19 protein-coding genes are annotated in these 21,143 nt (G+C 47.9%); 18 read left to right on the forward strand and 1 reads right to left on the reverse strand.

Annotated elements, in window-relative coordinates; translation table 11 throughout:
* Positions 1-80 precede the first annotated feature (80 nt).
* From FYJ59_RS03530 to fba, 15 genes are all read left to right on the forward strand, one after another.
* Entirely contained in the window at positions 81-1,193 is a 1,113-nt protein-coding gene (locus tag FYJ59_RS03530) for a GntR family transcriptional regulator (RefSeq protein WP_235897900.1), read from the forward strand.
* Positions 1,194-1,239: 46 nt separating this feature from the next.
* A complete protein-coding gene (locus FYJ59_RS03535) occupies positions 1,240-2,826 on the forward strand; it encodes a xylulokinase (RefSeq protein WP_118551858.1) in 1,587 nt (528 codons plus the stop codon).
* Positions 2,827-2,908: 82 nt separating this feature from the next.
* Positions 2,909-3,613, forward strand: a complete 705-nt coding sequence (locus FYJ59_RS03540; protein WP_154495288.1) for an L-ribulose-5-phosphate 4-epimerase — start codon at positions 2,909-2,911, stop codon at positions 3,611-3,613.
* Positions 3,614-3,868: 255 nt separating this feature from the next.
* Entirely contained in the window at positions 3,869-4,711 is an 843-nt protein-coding gene (locus tag FYJ59_RS03545; protein ID WP_022152858.1) for a transketolase, read from the forward strand.
* Positions 4,711-5,655, forward strand: a complete 945-nt coding sequence (locus tag FYJ59_RS03550; RefSeq protein ID WP_022152857.1) for a transketolase family protein — start codon at positions 4,711-4,713, stop codon at positions 5,653-5,655. The genes FYJ59_RS03545 and FYJ59_RS03550 overlap by 1 nt, the downstream gene beginning before the upstream one ends.
* 121 nt (positions 5,656-5,776) lie before the next feature.
* A complete protein-coding gene (locus tag FYJ59_RS03555; protein ID WP_328597198.1) occupies positions 5,777-6,721 on the forward strand; it encodes a ketopantoate reductase family protein in 945 nt (314 codons plus the stop codon).
* Positions 6,722-6,820: 99 nt separating this feature from the next.
* Positions 6,821-8,713: an excinuclease ABC subunit UvrC gene (gene uvrC / locus FYJ59_RS03560; protein ID WP_154495289.1), complete on the forward strand. Its 1,893-nt coding sequence runs from the start codon at positions 6,821-6,823 to the stop codon at positions 8,711-8,713.
* A gap of 100 nt (positions 8,714-8,813) precedes the next feature.
* The gene (gene hprK, locus FYJ59_RS03565) at positions 8,814-9,761 is read left to right on the forward strand and encodes an HPr(Ser) kinase/phosphatase (protein WP_154495290.1); all 948 of its coding nucleotides are present in this window, start codon (positions 8,814-8,816) and stop codon (positions 9,759-9,761) included.
* Positions 9,754-10,698 (forward strand): ROK family glucokinase, encoded by a 945-nt coding sequence (locus FYJ59_RS03570; RefSeq protein ID WP_154495584.1) that lies wholly within the window; start codon positions 9,754-9,756, stop codon positions 10,696-10,698. Before hprK ends, FYJ59_RS03570 begins: the two co-directional genes overlap by 8 nt.
* 48 nt (positions 10,699-10,746) lie before the next feature.
* Positions 10,747-11,652: a UDP-N-acetylmuramate dehydrogenase gene (gene murB, locus FYJ59_RS03575; RefSeq protein ID WP_154495291.1), complete on the forward strand. Its 906-nt coding sequence runs from the start codon at positions 10,747-10,749 to the stop codon at positions 11,650-11,652.
* Positions 11,653-11,670: 18 nt separating this feature from the next.
* Positions 11,671-12,537, forward strand: a complete 867-nt coding sequence (rapZ, locus tag FYJ59_RS03580; RefSeq protein WP_154495292.1) for an RNase adapter RapZ — start codon at positions 11,671-11,673, stop codon at positions 12,535-12,537.
* A gap of 1 nt (position 12,538) precedes the next feature.
* Positions 12,539-13,405: a DNA-binding protein WhiA gene (gene whiA, locus FYJ59_RS03585; RefSeq protein ID WP_118546726.1), complete on the forward strand. Its 867-nt coding sequence runs from the start codon at positions 12,539-12,541 to the stop codon at positions 13,403-13,405.
* A gap of 15 nt (positions 13,406-13,420) precedes the next feature.
* Positions 13,421-13,681 carry an HPr family phosphocarrier protein gene (locus FYJ59_RS03590; RefSeq protein ID WP_118546725.1) on the forward strand — a complete coding sequence of 87 codons (261 nt, stop codon included), beginning with the start codon at positions 13,421-13,423 and terminating at the stop codon, positions 13,679-13,681.
* Between the two features lie 76 nt (positions 13,682-13,757).
* Positions 13,758-14,642 (forward strand): diacylglycerol/lipid kinase family protein, encoded by an 885-nt coding sequence (locus FYJ59_RS03595; protein WP_154495293.1) that lies wholly within the window; start codon positions 13,758-13,760, stop codon positions 14,640-14,642.
* Positions 14,643-14,821: 179 nt separating this feature from the next.
* Positions 14,822-15,688 (forward strand): class II fructose-1,6-bisphosphate aldolase, encoded by an 867-nt coding sequence (fba, locus tag FYJ59_RS03600; protein ID WP_022153367.1) that lies wholly within the window; start codon positions 14,822-14,824, stop codon positions 15,686-15,688.
* A gap of 301 nt (positions 15,689-15,989) precedes the next feature.
* Here fba and FYJ59_RS03605 read toward each other — a convergent pair whose 3' ends face one another.
* A complete protein-coding gene (locus FYJ59_RS03605; RefSeq protein WP_022153368.1) occupies positions 15,990-16,517 on the reverse strand; it encodes a peptidylprolyl isomerase in 528 nt (175 codons plus the stop codon).
* Between the two features lie 217 nt (positions 16,518-16,734).
* Here FYJ59_RS03605 and FYJ59_RS03610 point away from each other — a divergent pair, with 217 nt between their 5' ends.
* The 3 genes from FYJ59_RS03610 to FYJ59_RS03620 all read left to right on the forward strand — a co-directional run bounded on the left by FYJ59_RS03610 (position 16,735) and on the right by FYJ59_RS03620 (position 21,085).
* The gene (locus tag FYJ59_RS03610) at positions 16,735-17,424 is read left to right on the forward strand and encodes a GNAT family N-acetyltransferase (protein ID WP_205839441.1); all 690 of its coding nucleotides are present in this window, start codon (positions 16,735-16,737) and stop codon (positions 17,422-17,424) included.
* Positions 17,425-17,723: 299 nt separating this feature from the next.
* Positions 17,724-19,475 carry an ammonium transporter gene (locus FYJ59_RS03615; protein ID WP_154495295.1) on the forward strand — a complete coding sequence of 584 codons (1,752 nt, stop codon included), beginning with the start codon at positions 17,724-17,726 and terminating at the stop codon, positions 19,473-19,475.
* Between the two features lie 215 nt (positions 19,476-19,690).
* Positions 19,691-21,085 (forward strand): MATE family efflux transporter, encoded by a 1,395-nt coding sequence (locus FYJ59_RS03620; protein WP_154495297.1) that lies wholly within the window; start codon positions 19,691-19,693, stop codon positions 21,083-21,085.
* The last annotated feature ends 58 nt before the right edge of the window (positions 21,086-21,143 follow it).

The following is a 21,143-nucleotide window of genomic DNA, read 5'->3' on the forward strand; positions in this document are numbered from 1 at the left end:
GTAAATCGAAATACAAGCATAGTTGTACACCATACAACTATATATAAATGTATCTAAAATAGTCAAAAGATGTATTGACTTTGAACAGTAGCCTTATTATACTTATAATAATCATGGAGACAAAATATCAAAACCTAATTAATTACATACAGGAGCAGATTACAGACGGACAACTGGGTCCCGGAGAGAAGGTTCCTTCGGAGAATCAGCTTGCGGAGCGATTCCACATCAGCAGACAGACAGTGAGGAAGGCGATCGGAACGCTGGAGGAGGAAGGACTGGTACAGAGGATCCGTGGCAGCGGCACTTATGTTAGCTTTGACCGCAGGAAAAATCTCGAGAAGCGGAACAGTATTGCGGTAGTAACTACTTATATGGACAGCTATATTTTCCCGAGGATCCTGCAGGGCATGCAGAATACATTATATGAAAGTGGCTTTTCCGTACAGATTTATATTACGAATAACACGCTGGATCGGGAGAAAGGCATTCTGAAAGATCTGCTCAAACGGGATGATGTAGCAGGAATGATCGTGGAGGGAACAAAAAGTGGATTGCCGAATCCGAATCTGGAGCTGTACAGGCATCTAATGATGAGAAAGATACCGCTTTTATTTTTCAACACCTATTATCCGGAGCTGGAGGTACCACATGTATCATTGAATGATGCGGACACAGCGTATAAGGCTGTGAGATATCTGATTGAGAAGGGACATCAGAAGATAGGGGCAGTCCTGAAACTGGACGACGGACAGGGCAGACAGCGTTATTTGGGATATCTGCGTGCCATGGAGGAAGCAGGGCTTACGGTGACGGATTCCCGACTGGTGTGGATCGACACGGACGAATCGAAGCAACTGGCGTATTGCCGGGACCGGCTTCTCAACCGGGTGGAGGAATGCACTGCTCTCCTGGCGTACAATGACCAGATCGCATTCCAGCTGATCCGGATGCTGGAAGAGCGCAATATCCGGGTGCCGGAGGATGTGTCGGTGATCAGTATCGACGATTCGGATCTGGCGCGACACAGTGAGGTTCCCATTACTTCACTTCCTCATCCGAAGGAAAATCTGGGGAAAAAGGCAGCAGAGACACTTTTACAGATGATAGCGGGAAAGAAAAAGGATCTGACGTATGAATTTGATACCCGGGTGGTAGAACGGGAGTCTGTAGCAGAACACAAATCGTTATGAAAGTAAATAAAGCAGAAACGATATAAAAGCAAAAGGAGAGAATGCAATGAATGAAACAGCAAAAGAAGCGATCAAAGCGGGAAAGGCGGTTCTGGGTATTGAATTCGGTTCCACCAGAATCAAAGCGGTATTGGTAGATGGAAGCCACACCCCCATTGCCATGGGAACTTACGACTGGGAGAACCGTCTGGAGAACAATATTTGGACCTATAGCCTGGAGGACATCCGGAAAGGATTGCAGGGGTGTTACAAGAGCCTGGCAGACGATGTGGAGGCAAAATACGGTGAAAAGCTGACTACTTTGGGAGCACTGGGATTCAGCGGCATGATGCACGGCTATATGCCTTTTAATGCAGAAGGTGAACTTCTGGTACCTTTCCGTACCTGGAGAAATACGATGACGGAAGAAGCCTGCAAGAAGCTGATTCCGGTATTTAACTTCAATATTCCCCAGAGATGGAGCATCGCCCATCTGTATCAGGCAATCTTAAGCGGAGAAGAGCATGTAAAGGATATCGCATTTTTTACTACTCTGGCAGGTTATATTCACTGGAAGCTGTCCGGAGAAAAGGTTCTGGGTATTGGTGAGGCAGCAGGTATGTTCCCTATAGATTCCACGATCATGGATTTCGATCAGAAAATGTTAGATCAGTTCGATGATTTACATCATTTTGACTGGAAGCTCCGCGACATCCTGCCTAAGGTGTTAGTGGCAGGAGAATCCGCCGGTGTCCTGACCGCAGAAGGGGCAAAATTATTGGATCCTACCGGAACTTTGCAGCCCGGTGTTCCTATGTGTCCTCCCGAGGGTGATGCGGGAACCGGAATGGTAGCTACCAACAGTGTGGCTGTTCGCACCGGTAATGTCTCCGCCGGAACCTCTATTTTCGCAATGGTAGTCCTGGAAAAGGCTATGCAAAAAGTACACGAAGAGATCGATATGGTCACAACACCCAACGGTATGCCCGTGGCCATGGTACATTGCAACAACTGCACCTCCGATCTGAATGCCTGGGTGAACCTCTTCGGCGAGTGTACAGAGAGCTTTGGTGTGAAAGTAGACAAGAACGAACTGTACGGCGTGTTGTATCGCAAGGCGCTGGAAGGTGCTGCGGATTGCGGCGGCGTAACGGCATATAACTATTTTTCCGGAGAACCGATCACTGGTCTGGATGCCGGCCGTCCTATGGTGGTGCGGACACCAGATGCAGATTTTACACTGGCAAACTTCATGCGCTCCCATCTGTACAGCGCAGTTGCCACACTGAAGATTGGTATGGATATTCTGTTAAAGGAGGAGCATGTGGCTGTAGATTCCCTGATGGGACACGGCGGCTTCTTCAAGACTCCCGTGGTGGGACAGCGTGTCATGGCAGCAGGCATGAACGCACCGATCACTGTTATGGATACGGCAAGCGAAGGCGGCGCCTGGGGCATGGCGATCCTGGCAGCTTTCATGAAGGAGAAAGAAACCGGCGAGACCCTTTCTTCCTATTTAAATGACAAGATCTTCGCTGGACAGACCGGAACCACATTGCAACCGGAGCCTGAGGATGTGAAAGGATTTGAGGCTTTCCTGGAAGAGTACAAGAGACTGCTTCCTGCTGAGAAGGCAGCCGTTGCCGCAAAATAATTTTTCGGTCGTAAAATTATACCTGCACGACACTCATTTATCGGAAAGCTTGTAGGATATAGAAAGAAATGAGGTTTAGGATATGTTAGAAGAATTAAAACAGAAAGTATATGAAGCAAATATGGATCTGCCCAGGTACGGTCTGGTGACTTTTACCTGGGGAAATGTCAGCGCCATTGACAGAGAGAGCGGATTGTTCGTCATCAAACCCAGCGGCGTGGATTACGACAAACTGACACCGGAGATGATGGTAGTCATGGATCTGAACGGCAATAAGGTAGAGGGGAATTTAAATCCCTCTTCCGACACCGCGACCCATCTGGAGTTGTACAAGGCATTCCCGGAGATCGGCGGTATCGTACATACCCATTCTTCCTATGCCACCAGCTGGGCGCAGGCGGGAAGAGACATCCCCTGCTACGGAACCACCCATGCAGACTATATCTACGGTCCGGTTCCCTGCGTGCGCTGCCTGACAAAGGAAGAAATCGAGGACGCTTACGAGGAAAATACCGGACACCTGATCGTTAACGAGTTCAAACGTCTGGGTAAGGACCCGAAAGCAGTGCCTGTCGTTCTGTGCAAGAATCATGGGCCTTTTGCCTGGGGCAAGGATGCCAAGGAGGCTGTCCATAATGCGGTAGTATTGGAAGAGGTGGCAAAAATGGCTTATCGCGCAGAGACGATCAACCCCAGGATCCAGCCGGCACCCCAGGAACTGCAGGATAAGCACTATAACCGCAAACATGGAAAGAATGCATACTATGGCCAAACAACTTTGAAATAGAATTTGGCTTATAGTGCGAGGGTGCTTGCACACAGAGCACTATATGACAAATTCTATTAGCGAAGCGCCCCTCCATGAAATGAATTTTCGAACGAAGTGAGAAAATTTATGAATGGCAGGGCAAAGTTGTTAGGACGAGACCGCAATATTTTACAGTAGAAGAGCAATTCTTTTACTAGACTAGCATCGGGAAGTATGCTAGTATAACAACGTAAATTGCAACAGATAAGCCAATATGGCGGAATGGAGGAAACAATGAAGAATTTAGAACTGCAAAAGCGTGCCAATGATGTCCGCAAGGGCATTGTGACCGCAGTTCATAGTGCGAAAGCAGGACATCCCGGCGGATCCTTGTCAGCCGCAGATATTTTTACATTTTTATATTTTGAGGAGATGAACATTGATCCGAAGAACCCCGATATGGAGGAACGCGACAGATTTGTTCTGTCCAAGGGTCATACAGCTCCCGGTCTCTATTCCGCACTGGCTTACAGAGGATATTTCCCGGTAGAGGATCTGCCTACCCTGCGTCACTTAGGTTCCTACCTGCAGGGTCACCCCTGCATCCATATCCCCGGCGTGGATATGTCCTCCGGATCCTTGGGACAGGGTATTTCTGCAGCAGTCGGCATGGCACTGGGTGCTAAGATGGACAAACGTGATTTCCGTGTATACACACTGCTGGGTGACGGTGAGATCGAGGAAGGACAGGTATGGGAGGCTGCTATGTTCGCGGGCTTCCGTAAGCTGGACAACCTCTGCGTTATGGTAGATAACAACAACCTGCAGATCGATGGACCCATCGATCAGGTATGTTCTCCTTATCCTATTGATAAAAAGTTCGAGGCATTCAATTTCCATGTGATCAATGCAGATGCACATGATTTTGATGCGATCCGTGCAGCATTTAAGGAAGCAAGAGAGACCAAGGGCATGCCCACCTGTATCGTATTCCACAGCATCAAGGGCAAGGGAGTCTCCTTCATGGAAAACAGCGTAGACTGGCATGGTAAGGCGCCTAATGATGAGGAGTATGCGATTGCAATGGCAGACCTTGATAAGATTGAAAAAGAATTAGAGAAAGCAGGTGAGCAGTAATGGCAGAAAATACCGTGAAAAAGATCGCAACCAGAGAAAGTTACGGCAACTCCCTGAAGGAGCTGGCAGAAGAATTCCCCAATCTGGTAGTATTGGATGCCGACCTGGCAGCAGCTACCAAGACCGGAATCTTCCGTAAGGCATATCCCGACCGTCATATCGATTGTGGTATCGCAGAGGAAAACATGATGGGTGTGGCAGCAGGACTGTCCCTGGTAGGTAAGATTCCTTTCGTAAGCTCATTTGCAATGTTTGCAGCAGGACGTGCATTCGAGCAGGTACGTAACTCTATCGGTTACCCGCATCTGAATGTGAAGATCGGTGCAACTCATGCAGGTATCACAGTAGGTGAGGATGGCGCTACCCATCAGTGTAACGAGGATATCGCCCTGATGCGCACCATCCCCGGCATGGTAGTAATGTGCCCTTCCGATGATGTGGAAGCAAGAGCCGCTGTTCGTGCCGCTCTGGAATATGAAGGACCTGTATACATCCGTTTCGGACGTGCCGCAGTACCCGTGATCAACGATCATCCCGGTTATCATTTCGAGATCGGTAAGGGAACAGTAGTCCGCGAAGGTAAAGATGTCACCATCGTAGCCACCGGTATCTGCGTAGATTCCGCTCTGGGTGCAGCGAAGATGCTGGAAGAGGAAGGCATCAGCGCAGAGGTTGTAAACATCTGTACCATTAAGCCACTCGATGAGGAGATCATCCTTAACAGCGCGAAGAAGACCGGCAAGGTGGTCACCGTGGAAGAGCATTCCGTCATCGGCGGACTGGGAAGCGCAGTCTGCGACTGCCTGTGTGCACATTATCCTGTACCAGTGAAAAAGGTCGGTATGCAGGATGTCTTCGGCGAGTCCGGTTCCGCTGCTGCTCTGGTAGAGAAGTACGGTCTGGATGCCAAGGGCGTTTACAAGTCTGTAAAAGAGTTCCTGTAAGGAATAAATGATATCAAGGAGAAGCTGTCAGTTATGTGAAAACAGAGACTGGCGGCTTCTTTTGCGTCGTGGTATCATTGTGGAAAAGTAAAGGTAGATAACGGAAGGGAAGGGTTTTGGTGTGAAATACGCAATTATCGGAGCCGGAGGAACCGGCGGAATCCTAGGATTTTATATGACAAAGGCTGACAGGGATGTCACCCTGATCGCCAGAGGCAGACACCTGGCAGCCATGCAGGAAAAGGGACTTGCCGTGGAGAAAATGTGGGACGGCACCACCGAGATCATCCCGGTAAAAGCTATGGACATGGAGCATTATGACGAGCAGCCGGATGTGGTACTGGTCTGCGTGAAAGGATATTCCCTGGAGGACACCATCCCTTTTATTCAGCGCGTGGCGAAGCCTTCCACCATCGTGATCCCGGTGTTAAACATCTACGGAACCGGTGTGAAAATGCAGGAGCAGTTGCCAAAGCTTCTGGTGACGGACGGCTGTATCTATGTCTCTGCCAATATTAAAGAACCGGGAGTACTGATCCAGCATGGCAGGATCCTGCGGGTAGTATATGGTGTCCGTAATATGAGTACTCAAAAAGTAAACATTAAAAGGGCACAAGAAGAAATATTGGATGCTCTGAAAAATATTAAAAAAGATTTTGATGACAGTGGAATCGATGGCGTGCTCTCCGAAAATATTCAAAGAGATGCCCTGGAGAAATTCTCCTATGTATCGCCCATCGGTGCGGCGGGACTTTATTATCATGCCACCGCAGCAGACTTCCAGAGAGAAGGCAAGCAGCGGGAAGCCTTCAAGACAATGATCCGCGAGATCGCCGCACTGGCAGAAGCTATGGGTGTTCCTTTCGAGCGTGATATGGTGGAAGTCAACCTGAAGATATTGTCCTCCCTGGCACCGGAAGCGACCACTTCCATGCAGCGAGATGTCATGGAAGGCAAAGATTCCGAGATCGATGGCCTGGTCTACGAAGTCGTCCGTATGGGAGAGAGATATCATGTGCCCGTGCCCATGTATGCGAAAGTAGCGGAAAAATTACGCGAGCAATGAGCCGCGTATAGGCATAGTAAACTCTCCAGTTACAATATTAAATCCCTTGTTGTATTTTTCTCCAGAATCGGTATGATAGATACAAGTGAGGAAATATTTATGTTCAACGTGGAAGAAGAGTTAAAAAAGCTCCCCCGCAAGCCGGGAGTGTATATCATGAGGGATGACAAAGATGTCATTTTGTATGTGGGAAAAGCAATCAACCTGCACAATCGTGTAAGGTCTTATTTTCGTGAAAATATCGGCAGAGGCCCGGCCATTGACCAGATGGTATCGCTGATCGCCCGATTTGAATATATTGTGACGGATTCGGAACTGGAAGCATTAGTGCTGGAGAATAACCTGATCAAGGAGAATTCGCCGAAGTATAACACGCTGTTAAAGGATGACAAGACCTATCCCTATATCAAGGTGACAGTGGGAGAGGATTATCCCAGGATCCTGTTTTCCCGTACCATGAAAAAAGATAAATCCCGCTATTTCGGTCCCTATACCAGCGCTGCGGCGGTGAAAGATACCATTGAACTGCTGAACAAACTGTACCAGCTGCGTACCTGCAACCGGGTGCTGCCCAGGGATATAGGAATCGAGCGCCCCTGCCTGAACTATCATATCAAGCAGTGTCTGGCACCCTGCCAGGGATATGTGAGCAAAGAGGAATACAGACAGCAGGTGGCAGGTGCACTGGAATTTCTGAATGGTAATTACAGTCCGATCCTGAAGGATCTGGAGGAGAAGATGAAGAAAGCCGCGGAGGCTATGGAATTTGAGGATGCTGCCAGATACCGTGATCTGCTCTCCAGTGTACGACAGGTATCCCAGAAACAGAAGATTACCGAGGGCGTCGGTGAAGATAAAGATATCCTGGCGCTGTACCAGGATGAGACGGAAGCAGTGGTACAGGTATTTTTCGTCCGGGATGGCAAGCTGATCGGCAGAGAACATTATTATATGACACATGTGCCGGAAAATAACAAGCCGGCAATTTTACAGGATTTTGTAAAGCAGTTCTATGCGGGGACCCCATTTATCCCCAGAGAGCTGATGCTGCAATATGAGATCGAGGATGCCGAATTGATCGAGAAATGGCTGTCGGAGCGAAAAGGCAGCAGGGTCTATCTGAAGGTGCCTAAGATCGGCAGTAAGGAAAAATTGGTGGAGTTGGCAGCGCAGAACGCAAAACTGGTATTGTCCCAGGACAGAGAAAAGTTAAAACGTGAGGAAGGCCGTACCATCGGTGCAGTGAAGGAAATCTCGGATCTGTTGCAACTGCCGTTAACCGGCACGGCCCGGATGGAAGCCTATGATATTTCCAATATCAACGGTTTTGAAAATGTAGGATCCATGGTGGTCTACGAAAAAGGAAAACCGAAACGCAGCGATTACCGTAAATTCAAGATCAAAAGCGTCTCAGGTCCGGATGACTATGCCTGCATGCGGGAAGTGCTGACGAGACGGTTCCGTCATGGTATGGAAGAGAGCAGAGAACTGGAAGAACAGGAGATGGATCAGGAGTACGGCAGTTTTACCAAGTTCCCGGATCTGATCCTCATGGACGGCGGCCGCGGACAGGTGAATATTGCCCTGTCCGTACTGGAAGAACTGGGAATCGACATTCCGGTCTGCGGTATGGTCAAGGATGACAACCACCGTACCAGAGGTCTGTATTATCATAATATCGAGCTTCCGATCGATACTCATTCGGAAGGGTTCAAGCTGATCACCAGAATCCAGGACGAGGCGCATCGTTTTGCCATTGAATACCACAGGTCTCTGCGTAGTAAGACCCAGGTGAGATCCGTACTGGATGATATCCCGGGAGTGGGGCCCACCAGACGAAAAGCCCTGATGCGGCACTTCAAGTCCTTAGAGGAGATCCGGCAGGCAGCGGTGGAAGACCTGATGGAAATTCCCGAAATGAATGAACGCACAGCGCAGGAGATTGTAGCCTTTTTCGCTTCACAGAAGCGACCGCCTGTGGTACAATCATAAGTAATATGGTAACTTCAAAAGTTACAGCACGATAATGAGGCGGGGAACCTTCGAAAAAAATGCAGGGGCGGGTTTTTCGCAGAAAGGTATGGAAATTAGTATGGCAAGTGTAAGTTTGACCCGTGTTATCGAAAAAATGAAACTGGAAAATCTCACACCGGAGATCGATGTGAAACATGTGAAGATCACACAGCCGGATATCAACCGTCCGGCACTGCAGTTAGCCGGATATTTTGAACATTTTGATGCCACCAGACTGCAGATTATCGGATTTGTGGAATATACTTATATGGAGGGGCTGACAGATGAGACCCGCAGGGAGGCGTATGAGAAGCTGATGGCTTATGATATTCCCTGTATCGTATTCAGCCGTGATCTGAAGCCGGATCCTATATTCCTGGAAACTGCGATCAGACATGAAGTTCCTGTATTATCTACCAAGAAATCCACTTCCGATTTTATGTCAGAGATCATCCGCTGGTTAAATGTGAAGCTGGCTCCCTGCATCTCCGTACACGGCGTATTGGTGGATGTCTACGGCGAGGGCGTCCTGATCACCGGCGAGAGCGGCATCGGTAAGTCCGAGGCGGCCCTGGAGCTGATCAGAAGAGGACATCGTCTGGTAACCGATGATGTGGTAGAACTGCGTAAAGTCAGTGATGATACGCTGGTAGGTTCTGCCCCTGATATCACGAAGCATTTCATAGAACTGCGCGGAATCGGAATCGTGGATGTCAAGGCGCTGTTCGGTGCATTGTCTGTAAAAGATACACAGACCATTGATCTGGTCATCCGCCTGGAAGACTGGGATAAGGACAAAGAGTACGACAGACTGGGACTGGAAGAAAACTATACCGAATATCTGGGGAATAAGGTAGTATGTCACAACATCCCGATCCGTCCCGGACGGAATCTGGCGGTGATCTGCGAGACTGCAGCTATCAATCATCGTCAGAAAAAAATGGGATACAATGCAGCAAAGGAATTGTACACTCGTGTACAGAACTCTTTAGCAAAAAGACGTGAGGAGGACGAAGATGATGAGTAAGTATGCATTTGGAGTAGATGTGGGCGGAACAACAGTGAAATTAGGACTGTTCAATGACGAAGGACAGGTGCTGGACAAGTGGGAGATCCCTACGGTCAAGGATAACGGTGGAGAGAAAGTTCTGCCGGATATCGCAGCATCCATCAAAAACAAAATGCAGGAAAAGAACATCACCGCAGCAGACCTGGTAGGCGTGGGAATCGGCGCTCCCGGTGCGGTAAATGCCGATGGCTTCATGGTCAATGGTGCTGTTAATATCGGCTGGGGATCTTTTGATCTTGCTGAAACGTTGAAAAAAGAACTGGATCTGGACGTTACCGTGAAGGCGGGCAACGATGCCAATGTGGCAGCCCTGGGCGAAATGTGGCAGGGCGGCGGTAAAGGCTATTCCAACCTGGTAGCTGTTACCTTAGGAACCGGTGTCGGCGGAGGTATCATTATTGATGGTAGGATCCTGACCGGCACCAACGGTGCAGGCGGCGAGATCGGACATATTCACATTGAAGATAATGAGACAGAGGTCTGCGGCTGCAAGAACAAGGGCTGTCTGGAGCAGTATGCATCCGCTACCGGAATTACCCGCCTGGCGAACAGACGCCTGGCAAAAGACGATGCACCCAGCATTCTGCGTGGCGGTGAGATCTCTGCCAAGACGGTATTCGATGCAGTTAAGGCAGGGGACAAAGTAGCAATTGAGATCGCAGAACAGTTCGGAGAATATCTTGGCAAGGGACTTGCCGCAGTAGCCAGTGTAGTTGATCCCCAGATTTTTGTCATTGGCGGTGGTGTGTCCAAGGCTGGAGATATTTTATTCAAATACATAGAGCCTTCTTATAAGAGATGTGCTTTCGGACCATGCAAGCAGGCAAAATTCGCCCTGGCCAAGCTGGGAAATGATGCCGGAATCTACGGCGCTGCAGCACTGGTATTAAAGTAGGCCTGTTTGGAATAACTATAATAAAAAAGAAAGAGCGGCCTGATATACATGATAAGTGCAGCAGTGATAGAAGCATTAAAGGAAATCGTACCGGCAGAGAGGATTATGTTTCAGGAACCCATGAAATTGCATACTACCTTCCGCATCGGCGGACCGGCGGATTACCTGATCTATCTGGAAAATGAAGATCAGCTCTGCAGGATACAGAAGTATCTGCGCCTGGTGGATGTGCCATACACGGTCATCGGTAACGGAAGTAATCTGCTGGTCAGCGATGACGGATATCGCGGAATTGTACTGGTAATCGGAAAATATATGAGTGAGATCACGGTGAAGGATTGTTATCTGGAGGCAGAGGCAGGAGCGCTGATGAGCCAGGTGGCCAAAACTGCAAAGGAGCATGGTCTCACCGGATTGGAGTTCGCAGCGGGAATTCCCGGAACTGTCGGAGGCGGTGCGGTGATGAACGCCGGCGCCTACGGAGGAGAGATGAGCCAGGTGGTGAGCACGGTAACCGTGGTGAACCGCAATGGGGAGATCATGGAACTGGATAATGGTACTATGGAATTCGGCTATCGGACCAGTGTGATCCAGAACCAGCCTTTTGTGGTGACGAAGGTGACTTTCCGCCTGGAACAGGGAGATCCGGAACAGATCGCAGAGAAAATGGCTGATCTGGCGAAAAGGCGCCGGGAAAAACAACCGTTGGAGTATCCCAGCGCAGGCAGCACATTTAAGCGCCCCGCGGGACATTTTGCGGGACAACTGATTATGGAGTCCGGACTTCGCGGATATTCCGTAGGGGGAGCCAAAGTGTCGGAGAAGCATTGCGGATTTATTATTAACACAGGAAATGCAACCGCAGAAGATGTAAAAGACGTGATCTGGGAAGTTCAGAGAAGAGTAAAAGAGCGTTTTCAGGTAGACTTGGAACCCGAGATCAAATTCCTGTAAGACAGGTGAGAGGTGCATATGAGATTTGTAGTAGTAACAGGCATGAGCGGAGGGGGAAAAAGAACTGCATTAAAGCTTTTGGAGGATGCCGGCTTTTATTGCGTGGATAATCTGCCGGTGTCATTGGTGGAAAAGTTCGTGGAACTGATTGCCATGCCCGGAAGTGAGATCAGTAAGGTCGCACTGGGACTGGATGTCCGTGCGGACCAGAATTTCACGGACGCCACCCGCATTTTGGAACAATTAAAGGAAAAAGGCTACAAATTTGAGATATTGTTTATGGACTCCGATGACTCAGCTCTGATAAAACGGTATAAGGAAACCAGACGTGTACATCCTCTTGCTGCGGATGGCAGAGTAGAGGACGGAATTCAAAAAGAACGTAAGATTCTGGAGACGATCCGCAAAAATTCCGATTATGTAATAGATACTTCGAATCTTCTGGTAAGAGAACTGAAAGAGGAGCTGGATCGAATTTTCGTACAGAATGAAGAGTACAACAGTCTCATGGTAACAGTTATGTCCTTCGGATTCAAGCACGGAATTCCTGCGGATGCTGATTTGGTATTTGATGTGAGATTTTTGCCCAACCCTTATTATATAGAAGAATTGAAGCCGCAGACCGGCAATGATAAGGGAGTACAGGACTATGTAATGAGTTTTCCTGAGACCGGAATTTTCCTGGACAAGCTGACCGATATGATTCAATTCCTGATTCCGAATTATATCAAAGAGGGAAAATATCGGCTGGTGATCGCCATCGGATGTACCGGAGGCAAACATCGGAGTGTTACTCTGGCAAACAAGTTATATGAACGTTTGAAGGCAGAAGGTCATTACGGTATCAAACTGTATCACCGTGATGTACCCAGAGAAGGAATCTGACATGTCATTTTCGAGTGAGGTAAAGGAAGAACTGGCGAAGAGAATCAGCCCGGCAAGGCATTGCCAGATTGCAGAGCTGGCTGCGATCATGCATTTTAGCGGTCAATATGGACGTTCTGCAGAGGGCGATTTTATGATCGGTTTCCAGACGGAAAATGAGGCGGTCGTCAGAAAAGGCTTTACATTATTGAAAAAAACATATAATATAGATACTGATGTTAAAATCAGCGAGGAACAGATGCGGAGTGTGATCGACAAGATCGGTGATCTGTCGGAACCTGTGAGCCCCCTGCTGATTAAAAATTCCTGCTGTCAAAGAGCATTTTTAAGAGGAGCTTTTCTCTGCATTGGTTCTATGAGCGACCCGCAGAAGAGTTATCACCTGGAATTTGTATGTACCGATGAGGATAAAGCGAGACAACTACAGAGTGTGATACAGGGATTTGATATAGAAGCCAAGATCGTGCTTCGGAAGAAGTATTACGTTGTCTATCTGAAGGAAGGATCCGGCATTGTGGACCTTCTGAATGTATGTGAGGCACCTGTTGCCTTAATGAAGCTGGAGAATATGAGAATTGTAAAGGAAATGCGCAATTCCGTAAATCGAAGAGTGAACTGTGAGACCGCCAACATTACCAAAACGGTAAATGCGGCGACCAGACAGATAGAGGATATTGAATATATCCGGGACCACTACGGACTGGAGAATCTGCCGGAGACATTGCGTCAGATGGCGGAAGTCAGACTGGAGAATCCGGATGCTCCACTGAAGGAGCTGGGGGAATATCTGGATCCCCCGGTAGGAAAATCCGGTGTAAACCACAGGTTACGTAAGCTCAGCGAGTTAGCAGATAGAATCAGAACGTAAAAGAGGAGGAAAATTATGACAAAAAGGAGCATTAAGGTCAGACTGGAAGATGGTCTGGACGCAAGACCGGTGGCACTGTTAGTACAGGAAGCCAGCAAGTACGAAAGCAACATTTACATTGAAGTAGATGATAAGCGGATCAATGCCAAGAGCATTATGGGCATGATGAGCCTGGGACTTTGCGCAGGCGAAGAGCTTACAGTAGCTGCAGAGGGTGCAGATGAGCAGACCGCTGTGGACAATATTGAGAAGTTTTTAAGCGGTCAGGTAGCTTAAAAACATAGTATGACGAGGAGCGGGGCTGATAGAGAATTCTGTTAGTCCCGTTTTGTATATTTTGAGGATAGTATTTATGAAGAAGATGTTATTTATCTATAATCCGAAAGCCGGAAAGGCACAGATCCGCAACAAGCTTGCGGATATTCTGGATGTGTTTACCAAGGGTGATTATGAGATCACCGTTTATCCCACGCAGAAAAGTGAAGATGCCATGGAGAAGACCAGGGATCGGAGCAAGGACTATGATATTGTTGTCTGCAGCGGTGGAGACGGTACTTTGGACGAAGTAGTCACGGGTATGATCCGCAGTGGCTTCCGGACACCTATTGGATATATCCCGGCAGGAAGTACCAATGATTTCGGAGGCAGTCTGGGATTGCCGAAAAATATGGTGCATGCCGCGGAAACGATTGTAAAGGGGAATGATTTTGCCTGTGATGTGGGATCCTTTAATCAGGATGTATTTGTATATATCGCAGCATTCGGCCTTTTCACGGATGTCTCCTATGAGACGGGGCAGGACATGAAAAATGTTCTGGGTCATATGGCGTATCTGCTGGAAGGCATGAAACGTCTTCCGGCAATCCGTTCTTATCCCATGCGCGTTACTTATGATGATACGACGATCGTAGATGATTTTATCTTTGGAATGATCACTAACTCTGTGTCGGTAGGCGGATTTAAAAGGATCACCGGCAAAAATGTCAAGCTGGATGACGGTGTATTTGAAGTGACACTGATCAAGCGCCCGAAGAATCCCATGGAGCTGAACAATATTATGGTTTCGCTGTTGAATCGTGACATTGATACTGATGCCATGTACTGTTTCCGGACGTCGAAGCTGGAGATCACTTCCACAGATCCACTGCCTTGGACGTTGGACGGAGAATACGGCGGAACCCATACGAAAGTAGCGATCGAGAATATCTGTAAGGGCATGGATATTCGTGTGGAATAGAATAAATCATAAAATTTGGTAAAAATTTAACAATAAGCTGTTCCCTTTTTGTTAGAGTTGTGTTATAGTTTGGGTAGTCACAAAGTGATTATTCGAAATGTGTTTCCTGTGTACATTTAGGAATGGATTACATTTCGTATATCCTAACAAGAATGAGTATATAAAATGGAGGTATTAAAATGTTAGTATCCGCAACAGAAATGCTCAAAAAAGCAAAAGCAGGCCACTATGCAGTAGGTCAGTTCAACATCAACAATCTGGAGTGGACAAAGTCCATCCTGCTCACCGCTAAGGAACTTCGTTCCCCTGTTATCCTGGGTGTATCCGAAGGCGCCGGCAAATATATGGGCGGTTATGATGTAGTCGTTGGTATGGTAAACGGACTGTTAAAGGATCTGGACATTGATGTTCCCGTTGCTCTGCATCTGGACCATGGCTCTTTCGAAGGCTGCTATAAGTGTATTGAAGCAGGCTTCTCTTCCATCATGTTTGATGGTTCTCATTATCCTATCGCTGAGAACGTAGAAAAGACCACTGAGCTGGTTAAGGCTGCTCACAGCAAGGGACTTTCCATCGAGGCAGAAGTTGGTTCCATCGGTGGTGAGGAAGACGGCGTTATCGGTATGGGCGAGTGCGCTGATCCTAAGGAGTGTAAGTCTATCGCTGATCTGGGAGTTGATTTCCTGGCAGCAGGTATCGGTAACATCCACGGTAAATACCCCGCTAACTGGAAGGGCTTAAGCTTTGAAACTCTGGCAGCTGTACAGGAGCTGACCGGTGAGCTTCCTCTGGTTCTGCACGGTGGTACCGGTATCCCCGCAGATCAGATCAAGAAAGCGATCGACCTGGGCGTATCCAAGATCAACGTTAACACCGAGTGCCAGCTGGCATTTGCTGATGCTACCCGTAAGTACATCGAGGCTGGTAAGGATCTCGAAGGCAAGGGCTTCGATCCTCGTAAGCTCTTAGCTCCCGGTGCAGAAGCTATCAAGGCTACTGTTAAGGAGAAGATGGAACTGTTCGGATCTGTTGGTAAGGCTGAATAATTCTGAGATAAATAAGAAAATCTCTCGCAGCGATGCGGGAGATTTTTTTGCAAAAAAATAACTATCCGGCGTAGTGTTCTACCGCGATAGCTGTAATTTTACCCCTAGAAAGGGAGGATGCCAAGGATTCTGATCCTTGGCATTTATTATGAAAAAGTTTTTTAAACAAGAAACTGTTGTGGGCTTAAATGGTTGTTTTGTTTGTTTCTATGGTTATAGTATATGAAACAGAAATGTCCAAAACATGTTGAGGAATTGAAGATTCCTTGAAGGATTTGTAAACAAACTATGAACAACTATTTTATCTATCCAGTTTGTTGGGTTCGGGATAGGTCTCACCGAAGGTATCTACGGTAACGCTTTCCATTACCTGATCCTCCAGGGGACGATCGCTGTAATCGGTGCGAGTTTCGGCGATCTTATTTACCACATCCATACCCTCAATGACTTTACCGAAAGCGGCATAAGAGCCATCCAGATGAGGACTGGTCTTGTGCATGATGAAGAACTGGCTGCCTGCGGAATCGGGATGCATAGCTCTTGCCATAGACAGAACACCCTCGGTGTGCTTCAGATCGTTAGTTACGCCGTTAGCAGCGAACTCACCCTTGATGCTGTAGCCGGGACCACCACATCCGGTGCCGTCAGGACATCCGCCCTGGATCATGAAGCCGCGGATCACACGGTGGAAGATCAGACCGTCATAGAAATGCTTGTTGATCAGGCTGATAAAATTGTTAACGGATTCGGGTGCAATTTCAGGATAAAGCTCGCATTTGATCACGCCGCCATCCTTCATGGTAATAGTAACAATAGGATTTTTTGCCATAATAGTGTCCTTTCTTTTTCTAAAAAAATGGATTAAAATAATATCTATATTTTAGTTGATTCCATTAAAAAGGTAAAGAGGAGAATTGTTGCGGATGTATTTTTTGCGGCAGATCATATTAGATACAAAAGTTAATCCGAAGAAAATTCCGAAAATCCCAGAAAATATGATATGTTTGGAGACCTCTGAACGGAGTTCGGAAACAGAGGGAGACGGCGTGCTCTGGATCACTGATCAGGGACAACGGGCACAGGAACTGCTCCGACAGGGCTGCCCGGTACTGGCATGGCTCCACGAGGATAACCGGGATCAGGACTTTCCCGGTGTCCGCTATGCCTGCGAAAACCTTGAGGAGCTGGACTGGGATTATATGGAGAAGGTGTACCGCAGATATATGGGGATTCCCTGGGATATTCTGACGACAGACCGCTGCCTCGTGCGGGAGACCCGGGTAGAGGACTTGGATGCTCTCTATGAGATATATGCGGAACCTTTCGTGACGCAGTATACGGAAGGACTGTATCCGCAGCGGGCACAGGAAGAAGCTTATTTGAAAGACTATACAGAAAATATGTATTATTTTTATAATTACGGTGTCTGGACAATCTGTGATAAAATTACGGGACAGGTCATCGGCAGAGCCGGATTCTCAAATCGTGAAGGATACGAAGACCCGGAACTGGGATTTGTCATCGGTGTTCCCTGGCAAAGACAGGGATATGCTACGGAAGTGTGTAAGGCATTGTTGGAATATGGGAAAGAGGAATTAGGATTTGAGCAGGTGCAGATGCTGGTGATGCCGGAGAATGAGGTGTCACTGCGACTGGCTGGAAACCTGGGGTTCCACAGGCAGGATCAGGTCACATGGGGAGGAAGCTTATATGAACGGCTTCTGCTGGAACTGTAAAAATATAAAGAAAATGTAAAAAACGTGTTGACACTCTAAAACCATGGTGCTATACTCTCAACATAGCAAAGGCGCTACAGAATAAAACTGTAGCGCCCTTTTTGTTTGGCAGTATCACAACGCGCGTGGCCGGACAAAAATAGCGTATGGGTATGTGGAAAACAGTTTAACTGCTATACCCTAAGGATGCGATGCAATGGGGCTTCGAAGGATGAGACCATAGTATCGCATATTTTTTTACACCGGTGAAGTATGGTGGAAGATATTTCACGTTCACGAAGAGTGAGGAGGAAAATGTTATGACAGAAGAAATCTTAAGCGCAGTAGACGGTCAATTATTTGCAGTCTGGTTTCTGATCGGTGCGGCCCTGGTGTTTTGGATGCAGGCAGGATTCGCAATGGTGGAGACCGGATTTACCAGAGCCAAGAATGCCGGTAATATCCTGATGAAGAATCTGATGGATTTCTGTATCGGTACCATAGTGTTTATTCTGATCGGCTTTGGATTGTTACTTGGTGAAGATGTAGTAGGTCTGATCGGTAAGCCGGGACTGGATATCTTTACCGCCTATGAGAATTTTGATTATTCAAATTTCGTATTTAACCTGGTGTTCTGTGCTACCACAGCTACCATCGTATCCGGTGCTATGGCAGAGAGAACCAAGTTCTTATCCTATTGTATTTACTCCGGTGTGATCTCCGCATTGATCTATCCCATCGAAGCTCACTGGATCTGGGGCGGCGGCTGGCTGGCACAGCTTGGCTTCCATGATTTTGCAGGATCCTGTGCGATCCACATGGTAGGTGGTATTTCCGCTCTGATCGGTGCAAAACTGTTGGGACCCCGCATCGGTAAGTTCGATAAGGATAAGAGTGGTAAGATCGTAAAAGTAAATGCATTCCCCGGACATAACCTTCCGATCGGATGTCTCGGTGTATTCATTCTGTGGCTTGGCTGGTATGGATTCAATGGTGCAGCTTGTACTTCCGTAGAGCAGTTAGGCTCCGTATTCCTTACCACGACCGTAGCTCCCGCAGTTGCAACCGTAGTCTGCATGATTTTTACCTGGATCAAGTATGGCAAACCCGATGTATCTATGTGTCTGAATGCATCTCTGGCAGGTTTGGTAGCAATTACCGCTCCCTGTGATGTGACCGACTGCTTCGGCGCTATCGTAATCGGTGCTGTAGCAGGACTTCTGGTAGTATTTGGTGTATGGCTTCTGGATTACAAATTACATGTTGATGATCCCGTAGGTGCAGTTGCAGTACATTGCCTGAACGGTATCTGGGGTACCATCGCAACCGGTCTGTTCGCAACCACTTCCGCACCCGGTAACGACAGCGTCGTAGGTCTGTTCTATGGCGGCGGATTTAAGCAGCTTGGTTTACAGCTGTTAGGTTTTGTAAGTGTAGCAGCATGGACTGCAGTAACCATTACCATTACATTCCTGATCATCAAGGCAACCGTTGGCTTACGCGTATCTGAGGAAGAGGAAATTGTAGGTCTGGATTCCTGCGAGCATGGTCTTCCTTCCGCATATGCAGGCTTCAGCATTATGGATATTTCCAACACTATGACCATGGAGGTAAATGAAAATACCAGCCTTGGTGTAAGTGATTATGACGCAGCTTCCGCAACCATGAAGGAAGCAGCAGTAAAGGTAGAGACAGCTCCGGCAGCAATTCCCGCAACCGGAATCTACAAAGTAGTGGTTATTGCAAAGCTCGCCCGGTTCGAGGTTTTGAAGAAGGCACTGAACGATCTGGGTGTTACCGGTATGACTATGACACAGGTCATGGGCTGTGGTGTACAGAAGGGTGCCGGCGAGATGTATCGTGGTGTTGAAATGGATGCGACCCTGCTGCCTAAGGTGAAGGTAGAAGTCGTAGTCAGCAAGATCCCAGTAGCAACTGTGATCGAGGCTGCCAAGAAGGCTCTGTACACCGGACATATCGGTGATGGCAAGATCTTCGTATACAACGTAGACAAGGTTGTAAAGGTTCGTACCGGCGAAGAAGACTTCGCGGCTCTGCAAGACGTGGAGTAACTTAACTTAGCTTTTATCTAATCCCTCAATTTGGTATATACAGAGTGCTGTGCCCGGATGCTGCGACTCATCCAGGTGCAGACAAGGACCCCGGGTGCTTCCACCACCCGGGTTTTTTCCTGACTTTCGATGTGGATAAGATTGCCCTCTTGAAAAGGTTCTGTGGAAATGATACTATCATCGTAGAAGTATAGATTTTCAAAGGGCATATTAATATGGAAGCAAATACAGAGATAACACAAAAGCAGACAGAAAATGTTATAGGAAAAGAGAACAAGATCGTAACAGGAGTCATCTGGCAGCAGCTGCTCCTGTTCTTTTTTCCTATTTTGTTCGGGACCTTTTTTCAACAATTATATAATGCAGCGGATGCGGTGATCGTAGGGCGCTTTGTCGGAAAAGAAGCTCTGTCGGCGGTAGGTGGCGGCACCGGTACACTGATCCAGCTGCTAGTGGGATTTTTCGTGGGACTGTCCAGCGGTGCCACGGTCATTATTTCCCAGTATTATGGGGCAAAACGCGCCGAGATGGTAGGCTATGCCGTACATACCTCCATTGCGTTCAGTCTGGTGGCGGGAATCGGCATGATGATCGTGGGTGTTACGGTGGCACCATGGGCACTGCGCGCGATGTCTACACCTGAGGATATTTTGGGACCGTCGACGACTTATATTCGTATCTATTTCCTGGGAGTCATCGGAAACCTGATCTACAATATGGGCGCCGGCATCCTGCGGGCTGTGGGAGATTCCAAGAGACCGCTGTATTTTTTGATTGCCAGCTGCCTGACAAATATTGTGCTGGATATTGCATTTGTCATCGGATTACATATGGGGGTGGCGGGAGCTGCACTTGCTACGATCCTGTCGCAGGCGCTCAGTGCTGTGCTGGTATTGTGGGTGCTGATGCGGACAAAAGATATGCATCGTCTGGAACTGAGAAAGATCCGTTTTGATGGAAGAATGTTCCACAGGATCATCCGGATCGGACTTCCGGCGGGATTGCAGTCGGTAATGTATACATCGTCCAATATTCTGATCCAGTCCAGCGTGAATGCATTGGGAACGGATACGGTAGCGGCATGGACAGCCTACAGCAAGATCGACAGCCTGTTCTGGATGATCGTCAACGCCTTTGGCATATCGATCACTACCTTTGTGGGACAGAATTATGGTGCGGGGAAAATGGACCGTGTACACAAGGGAGTGCGTACCTGTATGGGAATTACGGCGGGGGCAACCGTACTGTTGTCCGTGATCCTCTATAATTATGCATCGATCTGTTATCAACTGTTTACCACGGATGCACAGGTGGTAGTGATCGGAGAACAGATTCTGCATTTTTTGGTACCTACATATTTTACCTATATTGCCATTGAGATTTTGTCCGGTACTCTGCGCGGTATCGGCGACAGCTGGCTTCCCATGATCATCTGTTGCCTGGGAATCTGCGTGCTGCGTGTGGTATGGATCCTGACAGCCGTACCTCTGAAAAATGACATTCTCACCATTGTATTCAGCTATCCGCTGACCTGGACGGTGACCAGTATCGCTTTTATTGTGTATTACGTGTTTTTCAGCCGCCTGAAGATTGTGGGACGTAAGAGATAATTCGTAAGATATTGCATTTTATTCTATAAAATTTGCATAGAAACGGGAGATGTAAAAA

The organism is Waltera intestinalis (assembly GCF_009695995.1).
Lineage (GTDB): Bacteria > Bacillota > Clostridia > Lachnospirales > Lachnospiraceae > Acetatifactor > Acetatifactor intestinalis.